Below are 19,860 nucleotides of genomic sequence, written 5' to 3'. Positions count from 1 at the left end.
TTAAGATAATAAAAGGCATGAGCGACAAACACTCATGCCTTTTATAGAATTATTGATCTATGTTTGTTTCTATATCACTTTCCATCTTAGTTATTGTTTAGTACATTAAAGTACCTTGCCTCCGGATGGGCGAATACCATTGCTGAAACCGAGGCCTCCGGATCCATCATAAAGCCGTCGGTTAAATAAATGCCAATGTCCTCAGGCTGAATAAGTTTGAATAGCTTGCTTTGGTCCTCGAGATCCGGGCATGCCGGATATCCGAACGAATAACGCTGGCCTTGGTACTTGGCAGAAAAGCGGTCTTTCATAGTCATGTTGACTGGATCAGGAAAGCCCCAGCGGTCCCGCATTTGCCGATGAATGAGTTCGGCAAATCCTTCAGCTGTTTCTAACGCTAATGCCTGCAATGCATGGCTTTCTAAAAATCGGCCTTGTTGTTTTAATTGTTCTGCCACCTCGCGAATTCCCCGTCCAGCTGTAACTGCAAAGAAGCCTACATAGTCCATTTGTCCGCTATCGACCGGTTTTAAATAATCAGCCAAACAAAGGAACGGAGAAAATTCTTGCCTTGGAAACTCAAACACTTCTAATATTTGATTTTGCTCAACCGGATCGTAAATATATATTTTATTGCCGTCAGACTGGGCAGGGAAAAACTGATAAACAGCAGCTGGAGTTATCCAATGATTTTTCTTCGCTTCAACAATCAACCCATCGACAATTTCTTTTACCTTGATTGCTTTTTCATTACCTGCTTCCAGAAGCTTTGCAATGTTGCCTTTCACGCCAAGATGGTGTCCCAGTAGCATTTGCTGATTAATATACGGCTCAATATGAGAAAGGGAATAAGATGTTAATAAATGCCGTTTTGTATCTTTTGGTACAAATACCGGAACTTCCGTTGACACGGCTGAAAAAGTCTTGACAGCTGTTGCGACAGCAGACCTTTCTTGGTAACTCGACTGCAAAGGCTTGGAAACTGCTTTTTCTTGTTTTTCTGCAAGAAGCTTTTCATACTCTTCCGGGCTTTGGAGCTTGTTAGCCAGAGAAAGACCGTTCATGGCATCTTTCGCATACAATACGATTCCATCATATTCTTTTGAAATTTTTGTTTCTGTAAATTTTCTTGAAAGAGCCGCTCCTCCTACTAAAATTGGAACGGAAATTCCTGCTTTTTTCAAATCATGGGCTGTAATCACCATTTGCTGCGCCGATTTCACAAGGAGACCCGATAGCCCAACTATATCAGGCTTTTCGTTTCTGATCGCTTCAATCAATTCGTTCGGTGCAACTTTGATGCCAAGATCGATGACCTTGTAGCCGTTATTGCTCAAGATTATGTCCACAAGGTTTTTTCCGATGTCATGAACATCACCTTTTACCGTAGCAAGAATAATTTTTCCTTTTGTGGAAGTAGAAGTGTTTTTCTCCATAAAAGGCTCTAAAAAAGACACTGCTGTTTTCATAACTTCTGCACTTTGCAGTACCTCTGCAACAATTAATTGGTTGTCATTAAAGAGCCTGCCGACTTCCTTCATCCCTTCCATTAATGGTCCATTGATAATGTCGAGGGGGGATGGATAGGAATCAAGCGCCAGCTCCAAATCCGGAAGCAATCCTTCCTTCGTTCCTTCAACAATGTAGTAGGAAAGGCGCTCCTCAAGTGTCATGTCGGGAAGAGTACTTTTTGTTTCTTTCTTTTTGTCACGGTAATATTCAGTGAATGCTGCTAATGACTCGTCTGTTGTTTCAAAAAGTAGCTTTTCTGCCATCGCTACTTCTTCTTTTGAAATGGAAGCGAATCGTTCAAGTTTTTCCGTATTGACAATCGCATAGTCCAAGCCCGCCTGTGTACAATGATAGAGAAACACGGAGTTTAAAATTTCTCTTCCGACAGGGGGGAGGCCAAACGATACGTTACTGATCCCAAGAATTGTTTGTGTTTCAGGTAAATTCTCCTTAATCAATCGAATCCCTTCAACGGTTGCTTTAGCGGAACCGATATACTGCTCATCACCAGTGCCAACCGGAAAGACAAGGGGATCAAAAATAATATCTTGCGGTGCAATTTTGTATTTGTTGACTAGCAGTTCGTATGAACGTTTGGCAATTTCAAGCTTTCGTTCAGCCGTCACACCCATTCCTTTTTCATCAATCGTTCCGACGACAACGGCTGCACCATACCGATGGATGAGTGGAGCAATTGCTTCAAACCGTTCCTCACCGTCTTCAAGGTTTATTGAATTAATAATTGTTTTTCCTTGCGTATAAGTTAGTGCTTTCTCAATTACCCTTTCATCGGTTGAATCGATAACGAGAGGAACTTTGACTTTCTTGACAACTTCCTTTATAAAATTTTCCATATCCGCAAGCTCATCCCGATCCGGATCTGCAAGACAAATATCGATAACATGGGCACCACTTTTTACCTGCGCTCTCGCAATCTCGGCCGCTTCCTCATATTTGCCTTCTCTGATCAAACGTTTAAACTTTCGCGACCCGATCACATTCGTCCGTTCACCGACCATAATCGGTCTTAAGGAAGGATCGTCGTAAATAAACGGTTCAATTCCTGATAATTTGTGTGTGTTGTCCTCTTTAAGCGATCGCGGTTTATAGTTTTTCATGACATCCGCGATTGCTCGAATATGATCAGGAGTTGTTCCGCAGCAGCCGCCGACAATGTTCAGCCATCCCTGTTCTGCAAATCCCGCCAATTTTTGTGCTAATGTTTCGGGAGTTTCATGGTATTGTCCTTCTTCATCAGGCAATCCGGCATTCGGATAACAACTTACAGCCGTCGTTGCAAGGTTTGCCAACGAACGGATGTGATCCTGCATAAACTCTGGTCCTGTTGCACAATTTAATCCGACAGCTATAGGCTTCATATGCTCGACTGAAATATAAAATGCCTCGATGGACTGACCGGCAAGGGTTGTACCCATTGGTTCAATCGTTCCGGAAATCATTAACGGGAGAATTTTTCCTGTTTTTTCAAAAGCTCTTTGAATTCCGATAAACCCCGCCTTTACATTAAGCAAATCCTGGCTTGTTTCCAATAATAATAAATCAACATTTCCATCAACTAAACCGATCGCCTGTTCTTCATATGAATCAGCAAGAGCTTCAAAAGTCGTACCGCCTGTCACACTCAATGTCTTCGTGGTGGGGCCCATCGAGCCGGCAACAAAGCGGGGCCATTCCGGAGTTGAAAACCGGTCTGCTGCTTTCCGTGCAATCCGTGCGGCAGCTTTATTGATTTCATAGGCTTTATGTTCAAGTTGATATTCAGAAAGTACAATACTTGTGGCACCAAATGTGTTTGTTTCAATAATATCCGCTCCGGCTTTTAAATATTCTGTATGAATGGATTCAATCACTTCGGGAGCGGTTAAATTGAGATGTTCATTACAACCATCATAAAGCTCTCCGCCAAAGTCATCTGCTGTTAGGTTGGCTTGTTGCAGCATCGTTCCCATAGCGCCGTCCATGATAAGAATTCGTTTATTTAATTGATCAGTGAAAGATGCTTTGGACATAGTTGTTCCTCCTGACTAAATTTGTACTTTGACTTCGGGTATATTCCGCTAACTCCACAGTCAGCTCATATCGTAAAAATGGGGTAATCAGATAGATTCCGTTAAAAAGATCCAGCGCTGCATCGATCAGCGATTTTGCAATCTTAAGGCCTTCAAGGATAGCTTGTTGAGGGTCATCCTTGAATTTGGCCATCCTGTCTCTTATCGTATCAGTTATTTTTATACCGGGCACTTCATGATGAAGGAATTCAGCATTTTTGCTGCTTATTAACGGCATAATTCCAACATAAATCGGTGCCTTAATATGTTTAGTAGCTTCATAAACTTCTACTAGTTTTTCTTCTGAAAAAATAGGCTGAGAAATAAAATAATCCGCTCCAAACTTTATTTTCTTTTCAAGGCGGTTTACTGCTTTTTCCAAAGACCGCACATTCGGGTTAAAAGCCGCAGCAACCGAAAAAGCTGCCTTCTGGCCAAGGTCCTTCCCGGAAATGGACAATCCCTCATTCAATTGTTTAATCATTTGAATTAATTCAAATGAAGACACATCATAAACGGACGATGCTCCCGGGAAATCACCCACCCGTGCCGGATCCCCTGTTACAGCGAGGATATCATGCAAACCCAATGTATGCAGTCCCATCAGATGTGATTGCAGACCGATAATATTCCGGTCACGGCAAGTAATATGAATGACCGAACGCAAGCCGATTTGTGTTTTTGTCAAATATCCTAAAGCAGAATTTGAGATGCGGGGAGAGGCAAGGGAGTTGTCAGCCAGTGTAATGGCGTCTATGCCCGTTTCTTTCAGTGCCTTAGCCCCTTGAAAAAATTTTGTCGCATCCAATTTTTTTGGCGGATCCAGTTCAACGATAATGGATTTTCTCTCCTTTACGATATCCTGCAGGGGCGGATATTCTCTTTTTGCCTCTTCCGGCTGAATGATGATTTTCTTCGGTTTCTGTTTCACTGCTTTTTCCGTTACAGGCGGAGTATCGTGAAGTTCCGCTGCAAAGGCGCGGATATGTTCAGGTGTTGTTCCGCAGCAGCCTCCAAGCAATCTGACTCCTTGTTCTCTGAAAGATCGAGCCGATTTTTGAAAATAATCCGCATCCCCCTCATAATGGAATTTTCCATCAGTATATGTCGGTAAGCTGGCGTTTGGGTATGCCGACAAGAAAGCACTCTTTGGAAGGGGGACTTCTTCAAGAGTTACAAGCATATGATGAGGGCCAAGACGGCAATTAAGCCCGATGACATCTGCTCCTAAGTCCTCTAATCGATTGAATGCTTCTGTTATTGGTGTCCGGTCCTGCATAATTCCAACCTCTTGGAGGGAAACCTGGGCGATAATCGGCAGGTCCGTTTCTTTTCTCGCAATCTGCAAAACAGTTTCTAATTCCTCAAGATCATAATAGGTTTCTAGTAAAATTCCATCGACTCCTTCTAACAAGAGGCAATATAATTGTTCACGAAAGCTTCTTTTTATTTCTTCTATTGGTATAGTATTAGGTTTTATGCCGCGATTGCCTCCAATTGTTCCAAGTATGTAAGCCCGGTTTTGTGCTGCTTTTTTGGCATTTTTTACAGCAGCGCTGTTGATTTCTTTTACAAAATCCTCAAGACCGTATCGCTTCAGCTTTAAATAATTGGCTGCATAAGTGTTTGTTTGAATCACATCAGCGCCTGCATCAATATAAGCCTGGTGTATATTTGTGATTTGCTCGGCCTGGGAAAGGTTCAGCTCTTCGAAACAGCAGTCTGTTCCATATGAATAAAGAAGAGTTCCCATTGCACCGTCGGCGATTAATATTTGATCTTCTAGTTTTTTCAGGAAGCTCATTTCCTTCCTCCTCGTTTTACGTATATTTCCTTTTCTTCGTAACAATGTTCATTTAAAGCAACAGTAAAGTCATGAATTAGATCATCCGGGTTTTCAAGCCCTACTGATAAACGAAGAAGAGTATCGCTGATTCCCCGTTTTTCTCTTTCATCTTGCGGCATTGCCGCATGAGACATTTTCGCGGGATAGGAAAGAATTGATTCGACCGCCCCGAGACTTACGGCGAATACAGGGATATGAACCTTTGATAAAAATGAACGAAGCACTTGTTCATTGATTAATTCAAAGGAAAGAACGGCTCCCGGCCCTTTTGCCTGCTCTGCTTGCAAAGCATATTGCGGGTGGTTTTTCAGTCCGGGATAATAAACCTTTTTCACTAATGGTTGATCTTCCAAAAATGACGCAATCTTTTTTGCTGATTTGATGGATTGTTCAAGGCGGACATGAAGCGTTTTTAAACCACGCAAAACCAACCATGCATCTTGAACACCGAGAACTGCACCAAATGAATTTTGTAAAAAGGCAAGCTTTTCGGCCAGAATTTCATCTTTAACCACTGCTAAACCTGCTACGACATCACTATGCCCCGACAAAAATTTGGTTGCACTGTGGAGTACAACATCTGCTCCTAATGTAAGGGGTTTTTGCAGGGCAGGGGTTAAAAATGTGTTATCAACAAAGGTTAATGCATCATTTTCCTTCGCGATTTGACTGATTGCTTTAATATCCGTCACTTTTAGCAGAGGATTTGACGGTGTTTCAATATAAAAAACTTTTGTATTAGGGCGTACCGCTTGACGCACGGCTGAAAGATTCGTCATATCGACAAATGTGTGCTCGATTCCATATCTGGTCAAGACTTGTGTTACGACCCTGAAAGTACCCCCGTATACATCTTCAGAAAGGATGACATGATCTCCTTTGGAAAGAAGGAGAAAAGCGGTGGATATAGCTGCCATTCCCGATGAAAAAGCAAATCCTCTCGTTCCTTCTTCCAATTCCGCAATGACTTCCTCGAGCGCTTCGCGAGTTGGATTTAAGCTGCGGCTGTAATCATATTTTCCGAACTGGTCGATGTGAAACTGATGAAAAGTAGATGCATGCTGAATAGGCACACTTACCGCACCTGTCACTGGATCGATTTTTTGCCGATTGTGAAGAAGCAATGTTTCAAAAGAAAAAGTTCCTTGTTCATTCATACTGCAACCACCTTCCGGGCATGGACAAATGCCTGCTCCAAATCTTCTATTAAATCGTGAACATCTTCAATTCCTACCGAAAACCTTAATAGACGATTACAGACTCCGTTTTCCAGCCGGATTTCTTCAGGAATATCTGCATGAGTCTGCGTGGCAGGGTAGGTGATAAAACTTTCTACTCCTCCGAGGCTTTCGGCAAAAGTGATAAGGGAAAGACTTTGCAAAAAAGGATTTACCCATGATTCATCTTTCAATCGGAATGAAACCATTCCGCCTTTTCCGGGATAAAGAACGTCAATGACTGCTTCATGTTCAGAAAGATAAGATACAATTGCTTTCGCATTTTCTTCATGTTTCTTCATCCGAAGAGACAAGGTTTTCATTCCGCGCATTAACAGCCATGAATCGAATGGACTAAGAACAGCCCCTGCAGCGTTATGATAAAGTGCAAGGGATTCGCACAGTTCTTTTCCTTTTGCAACAATGAGTCCGGCAAGTACGTCATTATGCCCTCCAAGGTATTTTGTCGCACTGTGAATGACGATGTCCGCACCAAGTGCTAAAGGCTGCTGCAGCAGCGGAGTGTAGAACGTATTGTCCACAATCAGCAATAAATCGTGCTTTTTCGCAATCTTTGAAACTGATGAAATATCGGTTTGTTCCATGAGGGGATTTGTCGGAGTTTCCAGGAAGATAGCTTTTGTTTGAGGAGTAATATGACTCTCAAGCTCTTCCGGACAACACGTATTTACATATTTGCAGCTTAATCCCCATTTTTTAAAGCCCTGTTCCAATAGCCGGTATGTTCCTCCATACAAATCTTTGCTCACAATCCATTCATCACCGGATTGAAATAAAGACAAAATCGTAAATATGGCTGCCATTCCGGAACTGCAGGCAAAGCCTTGATCACCTTTTTCTAAATCGGCAATTGCATTTTCAAGAATCTGTCTTGTCGGATTTCCTGTGCGGATATAGTCATATCCGGTTGATTGTCCAATGCCTTCGTGCCGATAAGCTGTAGAAAAATAAACTGGCGGGTTTACGGTTCCTGTTGCTTTTTCACTTCGATTGCCGATTTGTGCAAGTTTTGTGTCTACTTTATACATGACCGTCACTCCTTTTATGTAGGAAAAATAAAAAAAGTCTTCTATGATAAGAAGACTTTTGTAATCAGTGAACACAAGCGCCTTCTTATCTTTCAAGTTCAAATGAACTTGCTGGAATTAGCACCTTTTCAATGTTGTAGAAACATTGAAGGTTGCTGAGGCTTCATCGGGCCAGTCCCTCGACCTCTCTTGATAAGAAATCATCAATATTAAATTTTATTTAAACTTACTATACGAAATTGTATTCTGTCAATTCCTTTTTTGCATAATTTTCGAAACTTTTTAATTTTATAAGGTTGAATTTTTGAACAAAGTATATTAAACTTACTAACAACCAATTAATCACACTAATTTGATAGGAATTTAATGAAATTAATCAGCCGAGGTGAAAGGAAGGTTAAGCGAAAATTGGATCATTCTGTAATTATTAAAGTTGATCGTGTCAGTAAAAGTTTTTCGAACAAAGGGCAAACAGAACAAGTATTACATAAAGTCTCGTTTGAATTAAAAAAGGGGGAGATTATTTCTATACTCGGTGAGAGCGGATGCGGAAAAAGCACTCTTTTAAATGTGATCGGAGGTTTTGAAAAAGCTGACAGCGGCAGGGTTCTTTTGGATGGACATATAGTGGAGCGGCCAAGCAGGCGGTGTGTGATGTTATTTCAAAATTATGGACTGCTGCCTTGGCGGTCGGTTCTTAAAAATGTGGAGTTAGGATTAGAAGATCAAGCAAATATACCCGCAAACGAACGAAGAGAGCGGGCTTTTCATTATTTAAGATTAGTCGGACTAAATGATAAAGCCAATCTCTTTCCCCATCAGTTGTCTGGAGGGATGCAGCAGCGGGTTGCGCTTGCCAGAGCGCTGGTCATTCAACCGGAGCTAATCTTAATGGACGAACCATTTGCAGCTTTGGATACGTTTAACCGTTATTATTTACAAGATGAACTATTACGTCTTCAGGACAAAGAAAAAACAACCATTATTCTTGTAACGCATGATATTGATGAAGCAATCTATTTATCTGATCGGATTCTGATCATGAGCGCAAATCCGGGACGTATCCGCAAAGAAATAAAAATCAACACATCAAGACCGAGAGATCGAAGTCATCAAGACTTTCAGCATTTCCGAAAAATTATCTTCGAAGAGTTTCATTTTAACCGTCCAGCACAGCCAATGGAATACAGTATTTAATTTTTTCAGTAAGAAAATATGCCATACAGATAAATTTAATTTACAGAAAGTTATTGCGAGTTGAATTTTTCTGTTATTTTATTTATTTATCTTTTTAAAAATAATTAGGGGGTTAATTCAATGAGGAAAAAAATTAGGAGAGCTTTTACTTTATCATTGCTCATAATGAACCTTATTATTCTTTCAGCCTGCGGGTCAAGTCAAGTATCTACACATAGCAGCGGAGGCGGAAAACGCACAATTAAAATAGGGTACTTGCCAATCACTCATGCAGTGCCATTGTACATAGAAGAAGAGATCGGCAAGAAAAACTTTAAAAATATCAAGCTTGAACTTGTGAAATTTGGATCGTGGCCTGAATTAATGGACGCTCTCAATACAGGAAGGATTGATGGAGCTTCCGTCCTTGTACAACTAGCTATGAAAGCAAAAGAACAAGGAATCGATTTAAAAGCGGTCGCATTAGGCCATCGAGATGGAAATGTAATCGTATCTTCAAAAGAAATAAACCGTGTGGAGGCCTTAAAAGGGAAAAATTTTGCCATCCCACACAAATTTTCTACTCATAATATGCTGCTTTATCAAATGTTAAAAAAAGAAGGGCTTCCATATGATGATGTGAATGTGATTGAACTTCCTCCTGCTGAAATGCCGGCAGCACTTTCTGAAGGCAGAATTTCCGGCTATGTGGTGGCGGAGCCTTTTGGAGCTGTGTCCGTTGCGATGGATAAAGGAAAAGTATTATTCCAGTCTGAAGAGCTATGGGTAAATTCCGTGTGCTGCGCACTCGTTCTAAGAAATGAATTTATTCGAAAAGAGAATGAAGCTGCTCAAGAGTTAGTGAATGAATATGTAAAAGGCGGAGAAATGGCAGAGTTGAAAGATGAACACACTCATCAAGTTTCTTCAAAATACATGAAAGTGGACAAAAAAGTGATGGATCTGTCATTTCAATGGATTTCATATGATGAATTAAGATTAAACGAAAGCTCGTATGAGGAATTGAGACAGTACATGATTGAAATGGGGCTATCAGAAAATCCTCCAACCTATGAGGAGTTTGTAGATAATTCATTAATTGACAAAGCGATGTGATCAAATGAAGAAATTTTCAAATGTTCTAATAGGATTTGTTTTGTTAATCGCAGTATGGCAATCGTTAATTATTATTGGAAAATATGACGAGGCTCTCTTTCCATCTCCTTTAAAAGTATGGGAAGGCATTATGACACTCATTAAAGATGGAACGATCTTCATTCATTTTAAAGTTAGTTTAATGAGATTTTTGATTGGATATCTTTTGGCTGTTGTTGCAGCAGTTGTATTAGGGTTAATTTTAGGACGGTTAACGAAATTGTGGGATATCCTTGATCCGATTGCGCAAGTATTGAGGCCTGTTTCGCCGATTGCATGGTCTCCGTTTATTGTTCTGTGGTTTGGAATCGGTGATATCCCGGCAATTGTCATCATCTTTATCGCCGCATTTTTTCCGGTTTTGCTTTCGACTGTATCAGCTGTCAGGAAAGTAGATAAAATGTATTTGAAAGTTGCACAAAATTTTGAAATTAAACAATCTCAATTATTGAGAAAAATCATTTTTCCTGCTTCATTTCCGTATATTGCGAATGGTCTTCATCTTGCAGTGGGTACAGCATGGATATTCCTTGTTGCCGGAGAAATGGTTGGTGCACAGTCGGGGCTCGGTTATCTGATTGTTGATTCCAGAAATTCTTTAAGACTGGATCTTGTATTAGCAGGTATTATCTTTATCGGTGTTTCCGGATTGATTCTGGACAAGGGAATCGGATTATTTGAGAAATGGATCCAAAAGCAATGGGGAAGGTCAAGTTCGGCGTCGCATTAATAGCATACTCTCTGTTTTTTTAAATAATGATATGAGTTAAACACTAATAAGGAACAAGCGATTTTGCTTGTTCCAAATACACGTAATCCTTTCTTAAGATGAAAGCGGCTTGCGATCATTGAATTCAATCTCGACAACAGAGAGATCGTCCACATTTTTTTCGCAATGCGGGCAATAATAGGCGATTTCTATTTCATGCTGGCACGATTGGTGCACGATTTTCTTGTAGCATTTTTTCAAATGGTTTCTTCCCCAAAGAATCAAAGCGTTAAAGACATCCTCAAGATCCTTGCCGCTTTCTGTCAATGTGTAACTGTATCTTGGCGGGTGTTCAGAGTAAAGAGTGGAAGTGACAAGTCCGGTTTCCTCCAAATATTTTAAACGGTCTGATAAAAGATTGGAGGAAATACCGTCCAATGACTTTTTTATTTCGTTAAAAGTCGTATGACCCAATAATATTTCGTGAACAATTAACAAAGTCCAACGATCACCAATTATGTTCAGTGTTTGGGCAATATTACATGGTAAATGATACGTTTTTTTCATAAAGAAAACCTCCAATTATCGCATTTTTTAAAATAATAACATATTTCTTATTTTAAAGGTTGTTTTTTTGAACTTAGTATAATAAAATTACTAACAATAACAAAATTCCATTAATTCGGTCGGAAAAGTAAGGAAGTCCACACAACTCTTAGGACAATCCCGATCGATTAATCGGAAGGTCAAAATGTGATTTGAAAAGGAGGAAATCAAAATGGCGCTTTACTTAGTGGAATCTATTTTAAACGGTGCAGTAAAGGATAAGGAGAGTTTTGAAAAAAAGGTATCTGACATTCAAGAAGCAGTCAGCAAGAAAAATGCGAGTATTATTGAAATCCAAGTATCAAAAGACTTTTCTAGAGCTTTTTTCATTTTCGAGAGTGAAGATCGAAATACTGTCAATGATAGTTTAAGAGAGTTAGGGATTCCGATTACTCTTATTAAACAAGTACGACTTGTCGGCCAAGATTTAGAAGAAGTAAAGAAACAAAAAGATGTAGTGAATTACCTTGTAGAATGGAATCTTCCTGAAAATTTGACAATGGATCAATATTTGGACAGAAAGAAAACGAACTCCGTACACTATGCTGAAGTACCTGAGGTTTCATTCGCGAGAACATATGTATGCGAAGATATGACAAAGTGCCTATGCTTCTACGATGCTCCCGATGAAACAACAGTCAAAAAAGCGCGCGAAGCAGTTAAAGCTCCAATCGATACAATTACAGAAATTTTGCCTCAAAAATAAGTTAGTTTGGAATCATAAAAAAGGTCTGTCGGTTATAGTCTGCAGGTTATTGCGAGAGTTCTGAAAGCTCCGGAACCACATTGCCGGAGCTTTCAATCGGGGTTAGAGTTTTCATTGATAAAATGAAACCTCCAGTATGTTATTGTGAAGGTGATCCAATAAAGTGTTAGAGAGGAGGATTGAAAGTTGGAAATAAAGGAATTGAAAGAAATAAAGGTTTTGGAAGATTTAATCGCAAATCAATTGAAGCCTTTTGTAAGAAAAGTTGATTGTGAAGCCTATTATCCTCGCGATTTCTTAAAAGCACTTGGAAAATCCGGTCTTTTTCACTCACAAGGATTGCGTGAAAAAGAAATCCGTTTCCGGGAAGTGCGTGTAGTCGAGGAGATCGCGAAAGTATGTATGACGACAGCGTTTAATTTATGGTGCCACTTAGCTTCTTTAACTTATATACGGAAAAGTGACAATCCTTTTTTGAAAAATAAACTCTTACCTTCGCTTGAAAACGGAGAATTGCTCGGAGGAACTGGTTTGTCTAACCCGATGAAATACTATGCCGGCATTGAATCCCTTCATTTAAGAGCGAAACGTACTGCCGGAGGTTATATTGTTTCCGGCCAATTGCCGTCCGTGTCCAATTTAGGACATGATCATTGGTTCGGAATCATAGCATCGGTTAATGAGCAAGAACGGATCATGGCGTATGTTCCATGTCATGCAGAAGGTTTAAAGTTAAAAGAAAAGCTCGAGTATTTAGGAGTGAATGGAAGTGCTACTTACGCATGCTCATTTCATGATGTGTTTATCCCTGATGAATGGATTATTGCGCAACAGGCAGACGAATTTGTCCAAAAAATCCGTCCTGTTTTTGTTCTCTATCAAATTCCTTTAGGACTTGGCGTAACAGAAGCTTCCATCCAGACGATTGAAAAAGTGTACAACAAACAAGGCGCATGCAATCAATTTTTAGCCATTCAACCAGATGAGTTATTGAGTGAATTAAAACCTCTTCGGGAAAAAGTGTATCATTTATCTGAATCTTCCGATCTGACGAAACATTGGAAAGAATTATTGCAGGTTCGATTAGATGTTGTCTATTTAACTTTAAAAGCTGTTCAAGCCGGAATGCTGCATCATGGCGGTGCAGGTTATTTACAAAAAAGTGATCCATCCCGAAGATTAAGAGAATCATATTTCCTTGCTAATTTAACTCCTACCGTAAAACACTTGGAAAAAATGATACAGAGCTTTGTCCCTGTGAATTAAATTAGCTTGTTTGCATTCAATATTCCATAGACTTGAAAACTTTTATAAAACAACAAACTGTTTCAAAATTTTTTTATTTTAAAACTTATTAAAACGCTCGATTTACTTTGTCTTAAAACTCAATGAAAAAGAATGCAAACAAAGATCAAAAGGCAGCGAAAGGAGAAAGAGTTCTGTGTGGAAGAAGATAAAAAATAACAATCTGATATCCTGGATTGTACCTGTGATATTTCTCGTGAGCTGGCAAGTTTTAGGTTCGATTGGCTTCATTTCTTCAAAGATTTTGCCTACACCAATGGAGGTTATCGAGGGAACGATGCGGTTAATTGAAGATGGAAGCCTGTTTGATTACGTTTGGGTAAGCACGAAGCGAGCATTTATTGGGTTTTTTATTGGAGGAGTAATTGGCTTTTTGCTTGGTTTAATCAATGGACTTTTTCCTTTTTCCGAAAAGCTGTTGGATACGTCTGTTCAGATGATTCGTACAATCCCGCATTTAGCATTAATTCCATTGGTGATCCTTTGGTTTGGGATTGGAGAAGAAGCAAAATTGTTTCTTGTTGCACTAGGTGTTGCATTTCCCATTTATATTAATACGTTTCACGGAATTCGCAACGTGGATCCCGGGCTTATTGAGATGGGAAAAGTTTATGGCTTAAAAGGAATAACTTTATATTGGAAAGTCATTCTGCCCGGTGCTCTGCCCTCGATTCTTGTTGGAGTAAGATATGCACTTGGAATTATGTGGATGTCTTTAATTGTTGCCGAAACAATCGCTTCTGATTCCGGTATCGGTTATATGGCTACATTTGCAAGAGAATTTATGCAAATGGACATTGTTTTGCTGAGTATTATTTTGTATGCCTTGTTAGGAAAATTATCAGATGTCCTTGCGGGATTATTAGAAAAAAAATGGCTTCAATGGCATCCAAATTTTAGTAAACATAAATCATAACATAAGGTGAGAACATGACAGGAATTTATGTAAAGGTTGAAGATGTTCATAAACGTTTTGGAAGCCTCGAAGTGATCAATGGCTTAAATTTAGAAATCAAACCGGGTGAATTTTTGGCAATTGTCGGGCGCAGCGGCTGTGGAAAAAGTACGCTATTAAGGCTAATTTCAGGATTAGAAGATCCAACCGCTGGCAAAATCCTGTTTAATGAAAAAGCGATAAAAGGCATTCATCCGGATTTGAGAATTATGTTTCAAGATGCAAGGCTGCTTCCATGGCAAACCGTCATCCAAAATGTCGAACTCGGTACAAAGTTTACTTCGAAGAAAAAAGCCGAAGAATCATTAAAACTTGTAGGTCTCGCAGAAAAAAGCAACGAATGGCCAAGTGTTCTATCCGGGGGGCAGCGTCAACGTGTAGCTTTAGCTCGTGCTCTTGCCGGAGAACCTAAGTTGCTGTTATTGGACGAACCGCTCGGTGCACTGGATGCATTAACCCGGATTGAAATGCAGCAGCTAATCGAGGAATTGTGGTTGAAACAACGATTTACGGCAATCCTCGTCACTCACGATGTAAGTGAAGCAATCACACTTGCAGATAGGGTAGTTCTTATTGAAAAAGGCAAAATTACAATGAATGTTGTCATCGAACTTTCGCGGCCGCGGGTAAAAGATAGTAAATTTGCCTCATATGAAAGAATGATTCTGGAAAAGTTGATGGGGAAAAAAAGCAGTAATATTGAATTACAAAATGCCGCTTCAACCAAGTAAATATTAATAAAAAAATCATGGAGGAGGAAGTTGGAAAATGAAAAGAAATCCATTTAAACTTGTTTTTATTTTCATTTCACTGCTTGTATTATTAGCGGGATGCGGAAGTGAAAGCAGCGGATCTAAACCTGAAGAGGAAAAACAAAACAGTCAAGCATCAACAGAAGAATCTGAAACGAAAGTTGTAAGAATAGGGTATCAAAAAGGTAATACGCTAAATATTTTAAAAGCAAAAGGCAACCTTGAAGAAAGATTCAAAGAGAAGGGAATTAAAGTAGAGTGGTCGCCATTTCCTACGGGTTCTGTATTATTGGAAGCTCTCAATGCGGGAAGTATTGATTTTGGCCATGCTTCTGATGGTAATAGTGTATTCGCACAAGCAAGCGGAAAGCCAATCGTATATATTGCCTCAGAGTCTCCATATCCAAAGGGTGTTGCCATTGTAGTCAAAAAGGACTCTCCGATACAGTCAATTAGAGACTTAAAAGGGAAAAAAGTAGCGGTTACCAAGGGAGGCAATCAACAATATTTGCTTGTTAAAGCTTTAGAAAAGGAAGGCTTAAAATACGAAGATGTTACGCCTGTTTATTATAAAGATGCCGCAGAAGGAAGAGTTGCATTCGAATCCGGTAAAATCGATGCATTAGGAATATGGGATCCTTTCCTCGCCGTGATTGAAAATGATCTTGACGTAAGAGAGATTACGAATGGTGAAGGCTTAACTGAAAATCGTACTTATTATTTCGCCTCTGAAAAGTTTTCAAAAGAAAAACCAGACCTTATAAAAATTATTCTTGAAGAACTTGAGAAATCGAACCAATGGGCAAATGAAAACCCTAATGAGGTCGCAAAGATTCTTTCTGATGAGTTAAAGATTGATGAAAAAGCAATTGAAATTGCGACAAAAAGAAGAGAATACGGTATCCTTAAAATTGATGAACAAGCAATTAAAAGTCAGCAGGAACTAGCAGATACATTTTTTGAACTTGGTCTTATGCCAAACGATGTAAATGTTGAAGAATCAATTGAAAAAGATCCGGATTGGCTGCCAGATATTATCAAATAAAGGTTAATTAATTGGCGAGTGGGTCGAAACTCACTCGCCTTTTCATTGAGTTAACAATACAACTAGACGATTAAATAATGATATTAAAGCAGCTGCCGAAGCTCCTCAGTCATTTGCTCGACTAACTCCGGTCTTCCGTGAAACTGAGCCGGTGTATTCTGAAAGAGCACGACTTGCCACTTGCCATCTCGCTTCACAGCAACGAGTGTGTGATGCGTGTTGACTTTCGGATCAATGTCTGACTTTCCAGGCGGCACCATGCCTGCGATCGCGCGCAGGACGGCAACTTCCGGACTCAAAAAATGTATGTTTTTGATTTTTGCCACGAATGGGGCAGTGGGGTGATCGGCAAAAATTGGTTGAAGATGCGAAACGATCTCTGCTCTCCCAATGACTTGGCTTCCATCGAATCCGATCATTTCACCATCCTCAGCGAACGGCTCGGCCATAGCATTGGCACTTCGCTTGTTCCAGCCATCTATCACCAGTTGATAGAGCTCACGTACTTCGGTCTCTTGTCCTTTTGAACTGCTTTTTGATACTTCCATCTCTAAGCACTCACTTTCATAAATTTTGTAAATTGAATTATAGCTATTTTTTGGGAGAACGAAAACCGGCTAAAGCTGCTTCTTTTTCCGAACAGAACCAAACTTCCGGCTTCGTTTGTTCATACCATGGCGAATCAGGGGTATGATAGATTTTTTCGCCATTTGAACTAATGTTCCCTTTTATTTTGCATCCTCGTTGTGATTTTGGAGAGTCATTATGTACCGCTTTGCCTTGCTTGTCACTATTTTCTTTAGTTTTACCAATCATTTCAGGATGAAACCCGTCTTCTTGTGAGTAGTTTTCAACCTTCCAAATCCCAATGCCTTCTTGTTGAGCTTTTTCTTGAATAGCTCGGAACTGATCGACATACCGTGTGTTAGGAGGGTACACATATGCCACTCTGGCTAATCCATTTTTTAATAACTCCTCTTGGATCATTTTTCCATCAACATACACATAAGCCAACAAGCGGCCGTACTTATCCCGATTCGGACCAATATCAAATTCAAGTTCGATTGTTTTGGCTTTTTCAACTAAATCTCTCGTGAACATCTTCGCTTCTTTTCCAAAAGGTTGTTCACCTAGTCGAGGATGGGATGTTTCGGGAGTATCAACAAGCAAAAAACGGACTTTTTCAGGTCTTCCATTATAAAAGACACCTATTGTATCTCCGTCATAAAGCTCATTAAATTCAACTTGAATTCTCTTAAATTCATGTGAATTTGAACAGGCCGCAATGATAAAAAATATTCCAATTATTGTAATAGTAAAGAGTATTTTTTTCATTTTTTCACTTTCCTCGAAAATAACTATAACTAGTTTAATACAAATTGATCATAACATATGTTGTTTCAAATACGTAAGTATGTTCGTGTTTTTCTTTTTCAAAACCAGCTGTTGTGATTTTTTTCTTTAATGAAAGGTTTGGCACATACAAAAAACCATCCTTTTCTTAAGAATGGTTCATTTTCGTTTAATACATTTTTATTTTTTTGAACTTATGAAACCGCACTTTCCCCTTTAAATGTCTGCTAATATGTCACGTTCATTGCGATTTTCATCGAACGTTAAAGCTTTATCAGCGGGCAAATACGACTCCCCGTACCATCTTTTATCTTTATACGTATGAATCATTTGATATGTTTTTTTCATTTTCTCGAAAATGCTTTCTTCACTTTCTTCCGTTGGCGACCAATACAAGATTTCCATTTGATTGACTTCGTTCGTCGCTAACGAACGGCGATGATATCCGATCGATTGGGCATGCTCAAACCCTTCTCGTTTATAAAAACGGAGTCTTTTTTCCGTATCACTGTCTTCATAATCAACCGGCTCCACTTCTAAAATAATCGGTTTGCCTTTTTTCTTGAGTTTGTCAATCAATTGATGGCCAAGCCCTTGTCCTCTTGATTTTTTGGATACAAATAAATAATCAATAAATATAAAATCATCAAACTCAGCGTACATCATCACGTGATTAGGACCTTCATTTTTATGGTAAATATCTCCTCGTTCTTTTAAGAGAGCCACGATATGCTCCTTTGATTTCATCTCTTCTATCGGAAAATATTGACTCAGTTTTTCGTACCAGTTCATCTTTTCCTCCTAAAAATGTTTATTTGAACAGTTATGTTAAAGGAATTTGGTGTTATTGTCAAACTATCCCAAGATTCGGCGTAAAATTTTTTGACCTTTGTTCAAACTGCGGCTTAATCCTATCAATGAAAGTTGAGAATCCCGAAAAATTCAAATAATCTGCAAATTATTTCTTGGGAAAGCGCAGAATCAGACAAACTCAAACTTTGGCAATATCATATTTTGTAAAAAGAAGTTAGACAGATTCAAAGTTTGTCGGAAATTCCGGCTCAAATTGTCGGTCATTGTCACATTCTCCATAATGAATCATCTATTTTTGTCAAAATCCCAATGGTTAATTGGCGGAAATAACAAATTCCTATAAAAATTGAGCAATTTTGGAGGAAATAATCACTTTGTTCGGGCAATAGAAGTATACGAATTGTCGAAAGAAACAATCGTTATCCGTTTAAGCGAAAAATTATACGGTCGAATTAGCCGAGTATTTTCGAGGACAGCGCAAGACCTTTTTATTGCCTGTTGATTTAAACGGTACGCCGTTTCAATTATCAGTGTGGAACACATTAAGTGAAATTCCGTACGGACAAACGAAATCTTACTCGGAAATCGCGGCTCATATTCAAAAACCGGCTTCGGTCCGCGCTGTTGGAGCAGCTATTGGTGCTAATCCAGTATTAATTATGGTACCATGTCATCGAGTTATCGGTAAAAATGGAACACTGACAGGTTATCGGGGCGGATTGGAGATGAAGAAGTACTTGCTGCAGCTAGAAAGTGAAAGCTCACTTATAGAAGGGAGACACTTGTATGCCTAATAGTATCACGGAGCGTATTGTTTCTTATGATTTGAATTATTGCAATATCAAACATTTGAGCGTGAAGAGCCTATGAACTCATTATGTATAATACCTTGCGGAAAAAGAAAGATTTGGGATAAAGAGCCCGAAGCAGGACCTACAAAGGCGGATCAAGCATATATTGGTGCTTTTCATAACTTGTGCCAGCAGTACTCGAGAATGTTTTTTCAAAAATGGGTGATAATTTCAGCAAAACACGGATTTCTCTTGCCTGAGGATATTGTTCCCAAAAACTATGATTTGTCCTTTAGTATGAGAAAAGCGGAAGTAGTCAGTACAGAAGTTTTACAAAAACAAATTGTAAAGAAAAAGCTTGAATCTTATCAAAAGATTGTCATTCTCGGAGGAAAAAAATTTCAGCCGATTATAGAAAATGCATTTGGAAATAACCATAGATATGAGTATCCGCTTTGGGATTGCAAAGGAATAGGATATATGCAGCAAAAATTAAAAAATGCCATCGAGAAACGAAAGCCTATTCATGGGTATGATGGAATGTAAAATAAAAGAAACAAAAATTGAATATGTATAAAAATGTAAGTAAAAAAACGGTTTTGAATCCATATTTAAAATTGATCCTATTCAAATAAAAGATTTATACTCCATAAAAATTATGAAATTGGAGAAAGAAATAGTTAAGCTCAAAAATCATAGCTGATCCGAATTCACGTAAAAATTTGGATCAGCTTTTTTCATGTGTATCATTTTAATCATTTTTTCAGAAAGAAGAAATATATGTTGCATTAAACTAATAAT

Annotated in this window: 17 protein-coding genes, 1 pseudogene and 1 riboswitch; of the genes and pseudogenes, 10 read left to right on the top strand and 8 right to left on the bottom strand. The window is 39.1% G+C overall.

All coding sequences use genetic code 11. The annotated features are described in order from the left end of the window. Positions 1-86 precede the first annotated feature (86 nt). From metH to C0966_RS06250, 4 genes are read right to left on the bottom strand one after another with little or no spacing between them, the layout of a single operon-like run. Positions 87-3,542, bottom strand: coding sequence for a methionine synthase (gene metH, locus C0966_RS06265; protein WP_274854352.1), 3,456 nt, complete (start codon positions 3,540-3,542; stop codon positions 87-89). Next, complete coding sequence (locus C0966_RS06260; protein ID WP_274854351.1) at positions 3,520-5,385, bottom strand: bifunctional homocysteine S-methyltransferase/methylenetetrahydrofolate reductase; 1,866 nt, start codon at positions 5,383-5,385, stop codon at positions 3,520-3,522. The genes metH and C0966_RS06260 overlap by 23 nt, the downstream gene beginning before the upstream one ends. Then, positions 5,382-6,584 carry a cystathionine beta-lyase gene (gene metC, locus C0966_RS06255; protein WP_274854350.1) on the bottom strand — a complete coding sequence of 401 codons (1,203 nt, stop codon included), beginning with the start codon at positions 6,582-6,584 and terminating at the stop codon, positions 5,382-5,384. Before metC ends, C0966_RS06260 begins: the two co-directional genes overlap by 4 nt. Further along, on the bottom strand, positions 6,581-7,693 hold the full coding sequence (locus C0966_RS06250; RefSeq protein WP_274854349.1) for a methionine biosynthesis PLP-dependent protein: 1,113 nt from the start codon (positions 7,691-7,693) through the stop codon (positions 6,581-6,583). The genes metC and C0966_RS06250 overlap by 4 nt, the downstream gene beginning before the upstream one ends. Positions 7,694-7,775: 82 nt before the next feature. After that, a riboswitch (SAM riboswitch) is annotated at positions 7,776-7,892 on the bottom strand. A gap of 209 nt (positions 7,893-8,101) precedes the next feature. Between C0966_RS06250 and C0966_RS06245 the strand changes: the two genes are divergently transcribed. From C0966_RS06245 to C0966_RS06235, 3 genes are all read left to right on the top strand, one after another. Beyond that, positions 8,102-8,890, top strand: coding sequence for an ABC transporter ATP-binding protein (locus C0966_RS06245; protein ID WP_274854348.1), 789 nt, complete (start codon positions 8,102-8,104; stop codon positions 8,888-8,890). A gap of 120 nt (positions 8,891-9,010) precedes the next feature. Beyond that, positions 9,011-9,985 carry an ABC transporter substrate-binding protein gene (locus tag C0966_RS06240; protein WP_274854345.1) on the top strand — a complete coding sequence of 325 codons (975 nt, stop codon included), beginning with the start codon at positions 9,011-9,013 and terminating at the stop codon, positions 9,983-9,985. Between the two features lie 4 nt (positions 9,986-9,989). Continuing rightward, positions 9,990-10,754: an ABC transporter permease gene (locus tag C0966_RS06235; RefSeq protein WP_274854344.1), complete on the top strand. Its 765-nt coding sequence runs from the start codon at positions 9,990-9,992 to the stop codon at positions 10,752-10,754. 93 nt (positions 10,755-10,847) lie between these two features. On the opposite strand, the gene C0966_RS06230 is transcribed toward C0966_RS06235, so the two are convergent. After that, complete coding sequence (locus C0966_RS06230; protein ID WP_274854342.1) at positions 10,848-11,300, bottom strand: winged helix-turn-helix transcriptional regulator; 453 nt, start codon at positions 11,298-11,300, stop codon at positions 10,848-10,850. 211 nt (positions 11,301-11,511) lie between these two features. Between C0966_RS06230 and C0966_RS06225 the strand changes: the two genes are divergently transcribed. From C0966_RS06225 to C0966_RS06205, 5 genes are all read left to right on the top strand, one after another. After that, positions 11,512-12,045 (top strand): DUF4242 domain-containing protein, encoded by a 534-nt coding sequence (locus C0966_RS06225; RefSeq protein WP_274854341.1) that lies wholly within the window; start codon positions 11,512-11,514, stop codon positions 12,043-12,045. Positions 12,046-12,231: 186 nt separating this feature from the next. Next, complete coding sequence (locus C0966_RS06220; RefSeq protein WP_274854340.1) at positions 12,232-13,311, top strand: acyl-CoA dehydrogenase family protein; 1,080 nt, start codon at positions 12,232-12,234, stop codon at positions 13,309-13,311. 175 nt (positions 13,312-13,486) lie between these two features. After that, positions 13,487-14,266, top strand: a complete 780-nt coding sequence (locus C0966_RS06215) for an ABC transporter permease subunit (protein WP_274854339.1) — start codon at positions 13,487-13,489, stop codon at positions 14,264-14,266. A 14-nt stretch (positions 14,267-14,280) separates the two neighbouring features. Beyond that, positions 14,281-15,036, top strand: a complete 756-nt coding sequence (locus C0966_RS06210; RefSeq protein WP_274854338.1) for an ABC transporter ATP-binding protein — start codon at positions 14,281-14,283, stop codon at positions 15,034-15,036. Positions 15,037-15,073: 37 nt separating this feature from the next. Next, a complete protein-coding gene (locus tag C0966_RS06205) occupies positions 15,074-16,102 on the top strand; it encodes a sulfonate ABC transporter substrate-binding protein (RefSeq protein ID WP_274854337.1) in 1,029 nt (342 codons plus the stop codon). 83 nt (positions 16,103-16,185) lie between these two features. Here C0966_RS06205 and C0966_RS06200 read toward each other — a convergent pair whose 3' ends face one another. The 3 genes from C0966_RS06200 to C0966_RS06190 all read right to left on the bottom strand — a co-directional run bounded on the left by C0966_RS06200 (position 16,186) and on the right by C0966_RS06190 (position 18,247). Beyond that, the gene (locus C0966_RS06200; RefSeq protein WP_274854336.1) at positions 16,186-16,650 is read right to left on the bottom strand and encodes an SgcJ/EcaC family oxidoreductase; all 465 of its coding nucleotides are present in this window, start codon (positions 16,648-16,650) and stop codon (positions 16,186-16,188) included. A 43-nt stretch (positions 16,651-16,693) separates the two neighbouring features. After that, positions 16,694-17,437 (bottom strand): thermonuclease family protein, encoded by a 744-nt coding sequence (locus tag C0966_RS06195; RefSeq protein WP_274854335.1) that lies wholly within the window; start codon positions 17,435-17,437, stop codon positions 16,694-16,696. Positions 17,438-17,671: 234 nt separating this feature from the next. Next, positions 17,672-18,247: a GNAT family N-acetyltransferase gene (locus C0966_RS06190; RefSeq protein ID WP_274854334.1), complete on the bottom strand. Its 576-nt coding sequence runs from the start codon at positions 18,245-18,247 to the stop codon at positions 17,672-17,674. Between the two features lie 461 nt (positions 18,248-18,708). Between C0966_RS06190 and C0966_RS06185 the strand changes: the two are divergent. Beyond that, positions 18,709-19,062 (top strand): annotated as a pseudogene (locus C0966_RS06185) (methylated-DNA--[protein]-cysteine S-methyltransferase); the annotation flags it as partial. A 72-nt stretch (positions 19,063-19,134) separates the two neighbouring features. Further along, entirely contained in the window at positions 19,135-19,605 is a 471-nt protein-coding gene (locus C0966_RS06180; protein ID WP_274854333.1) for a DUF6884 domain-containing protein, read from the top strand. Positions 19,606-19,860: the final 255 nt, after the last annotated feature.

The organism is Bacillus methanolicus, assembly GCF_028888695.1.
In the GTDB taxonomy this organism is placed as follows: domain Bacteria; phylum Bacillota; class Bacilli; order Bacillales; family Cytobacillaceae; genus Bacillus_Z; species Bacillus_Z methanolicus_B.
This window is presented reverse-complemented; position numbering and strand designations above follow the sequence as displayed.

What these genes read in the sequence shown, in the direction of transcription:
- metH (WP_274854352.1), bottom strand. Translation starts at nt 3,542, where the DNA reads ATGTCCAAAGCATCTTTCACTGATCAATTAAATAAACGAATTCTTATC.
- metC (WP_274854350.1), bottom strand. Translation starts at nt 6,584, where the DNA reads ATGAATGAACAAGGAACTTTTTCTTTTGAAACATTGCTTCTTCACAAT.
- C0966_RS06240 (WP_274854345.1), top strand. Translation starts at nt 9,011, where the DNA reads ATGAGGAAAAAAATTAGGAGAGCTTTTACTTTATCATTGCTCATAATG.
- C0966_RS06210 (WP_274854338.1), top strand. Translation starts at nt 14,281, where the DNA reads ATGACAGGAATTTATGTAAAGGTTGAAGATGTTCATAAACGTTTTGGA.
- C0966_RS06200 (WP_274854336.1), bottom strand. Translation starts at nt 16,650, where the DNA reads ATGGAAGTATCAAAAAGCAGTTCAAAAGGACAAGAGACCGAAGTACGT.
- C0966_RS06205 (WP_274854337.1), top strand. Translation starts at nt 15,074, where the DNA reads ATGAAAAGAAATCCATTTAAACTTGTTTTTATTTTCATTTCACTGCTT.
- C0966_RS06225 (WP_274854341.1), top strand. Translation starts at nt 11,512, where the DNA reads ATGGCGCTTTACTTAGTGGAATCTATTTTAAACGGTGCAGTAAAGGAT.
- C0966_RS06235 (WP_274854344.1), top strand. Translation starts at nt 9,990, where the DNA reads ATGAAGAAATTTTCAAATGTTCTAATAGGATTTGTTTTGTTAATCGCA.
- C0966_RS06180 (WP_274854333.1), top strand. Translation starts at nt 19,135, where the DNA reads ATGAACTCATTATGTATAATACCTTGCGGAAAAAGAAAGATTTGGGAT.
- C0966_RS06190 (WP_274854334.1), bottom strand. Translation starts at nt 18,247, where the DNA reads ATGAACTGGTACGAAAAACTGAGTCAATATTTTCCGATAGAAGAGATG.
- C0966_RS06260 (WP_274854351.1), bottom strand. Translation starts at nt 5,385, where the DNA reads ATGAGCTTCCTGAAAAAACTAGAAGATCAAATATTAATCGCCGACGGT.
- C0966_RS06195 (WP_274854335.1), bottom strand. Translation starts at nt 17,437, where the DNA reads ATGAAAAAAATACTCTTTACTATTACAATAATTGGAATATTTTTTATC.
- C0966_RS06250 (WP_274854349.1), bottom strand. Translation starts at nt 7,693, where the DNA reads ATGTATAAAGTAGACACAAAACTTGCACAAATCGGCAATCGAAGTGAA.
- C0966_RS06230 (WP_274854342.1), bottom strand. Translation starts at nt 11,300, where the DNA reads ATGAAAAAAACGTATCATTTACCATGTAATATTGCCCAAACACTGAAC.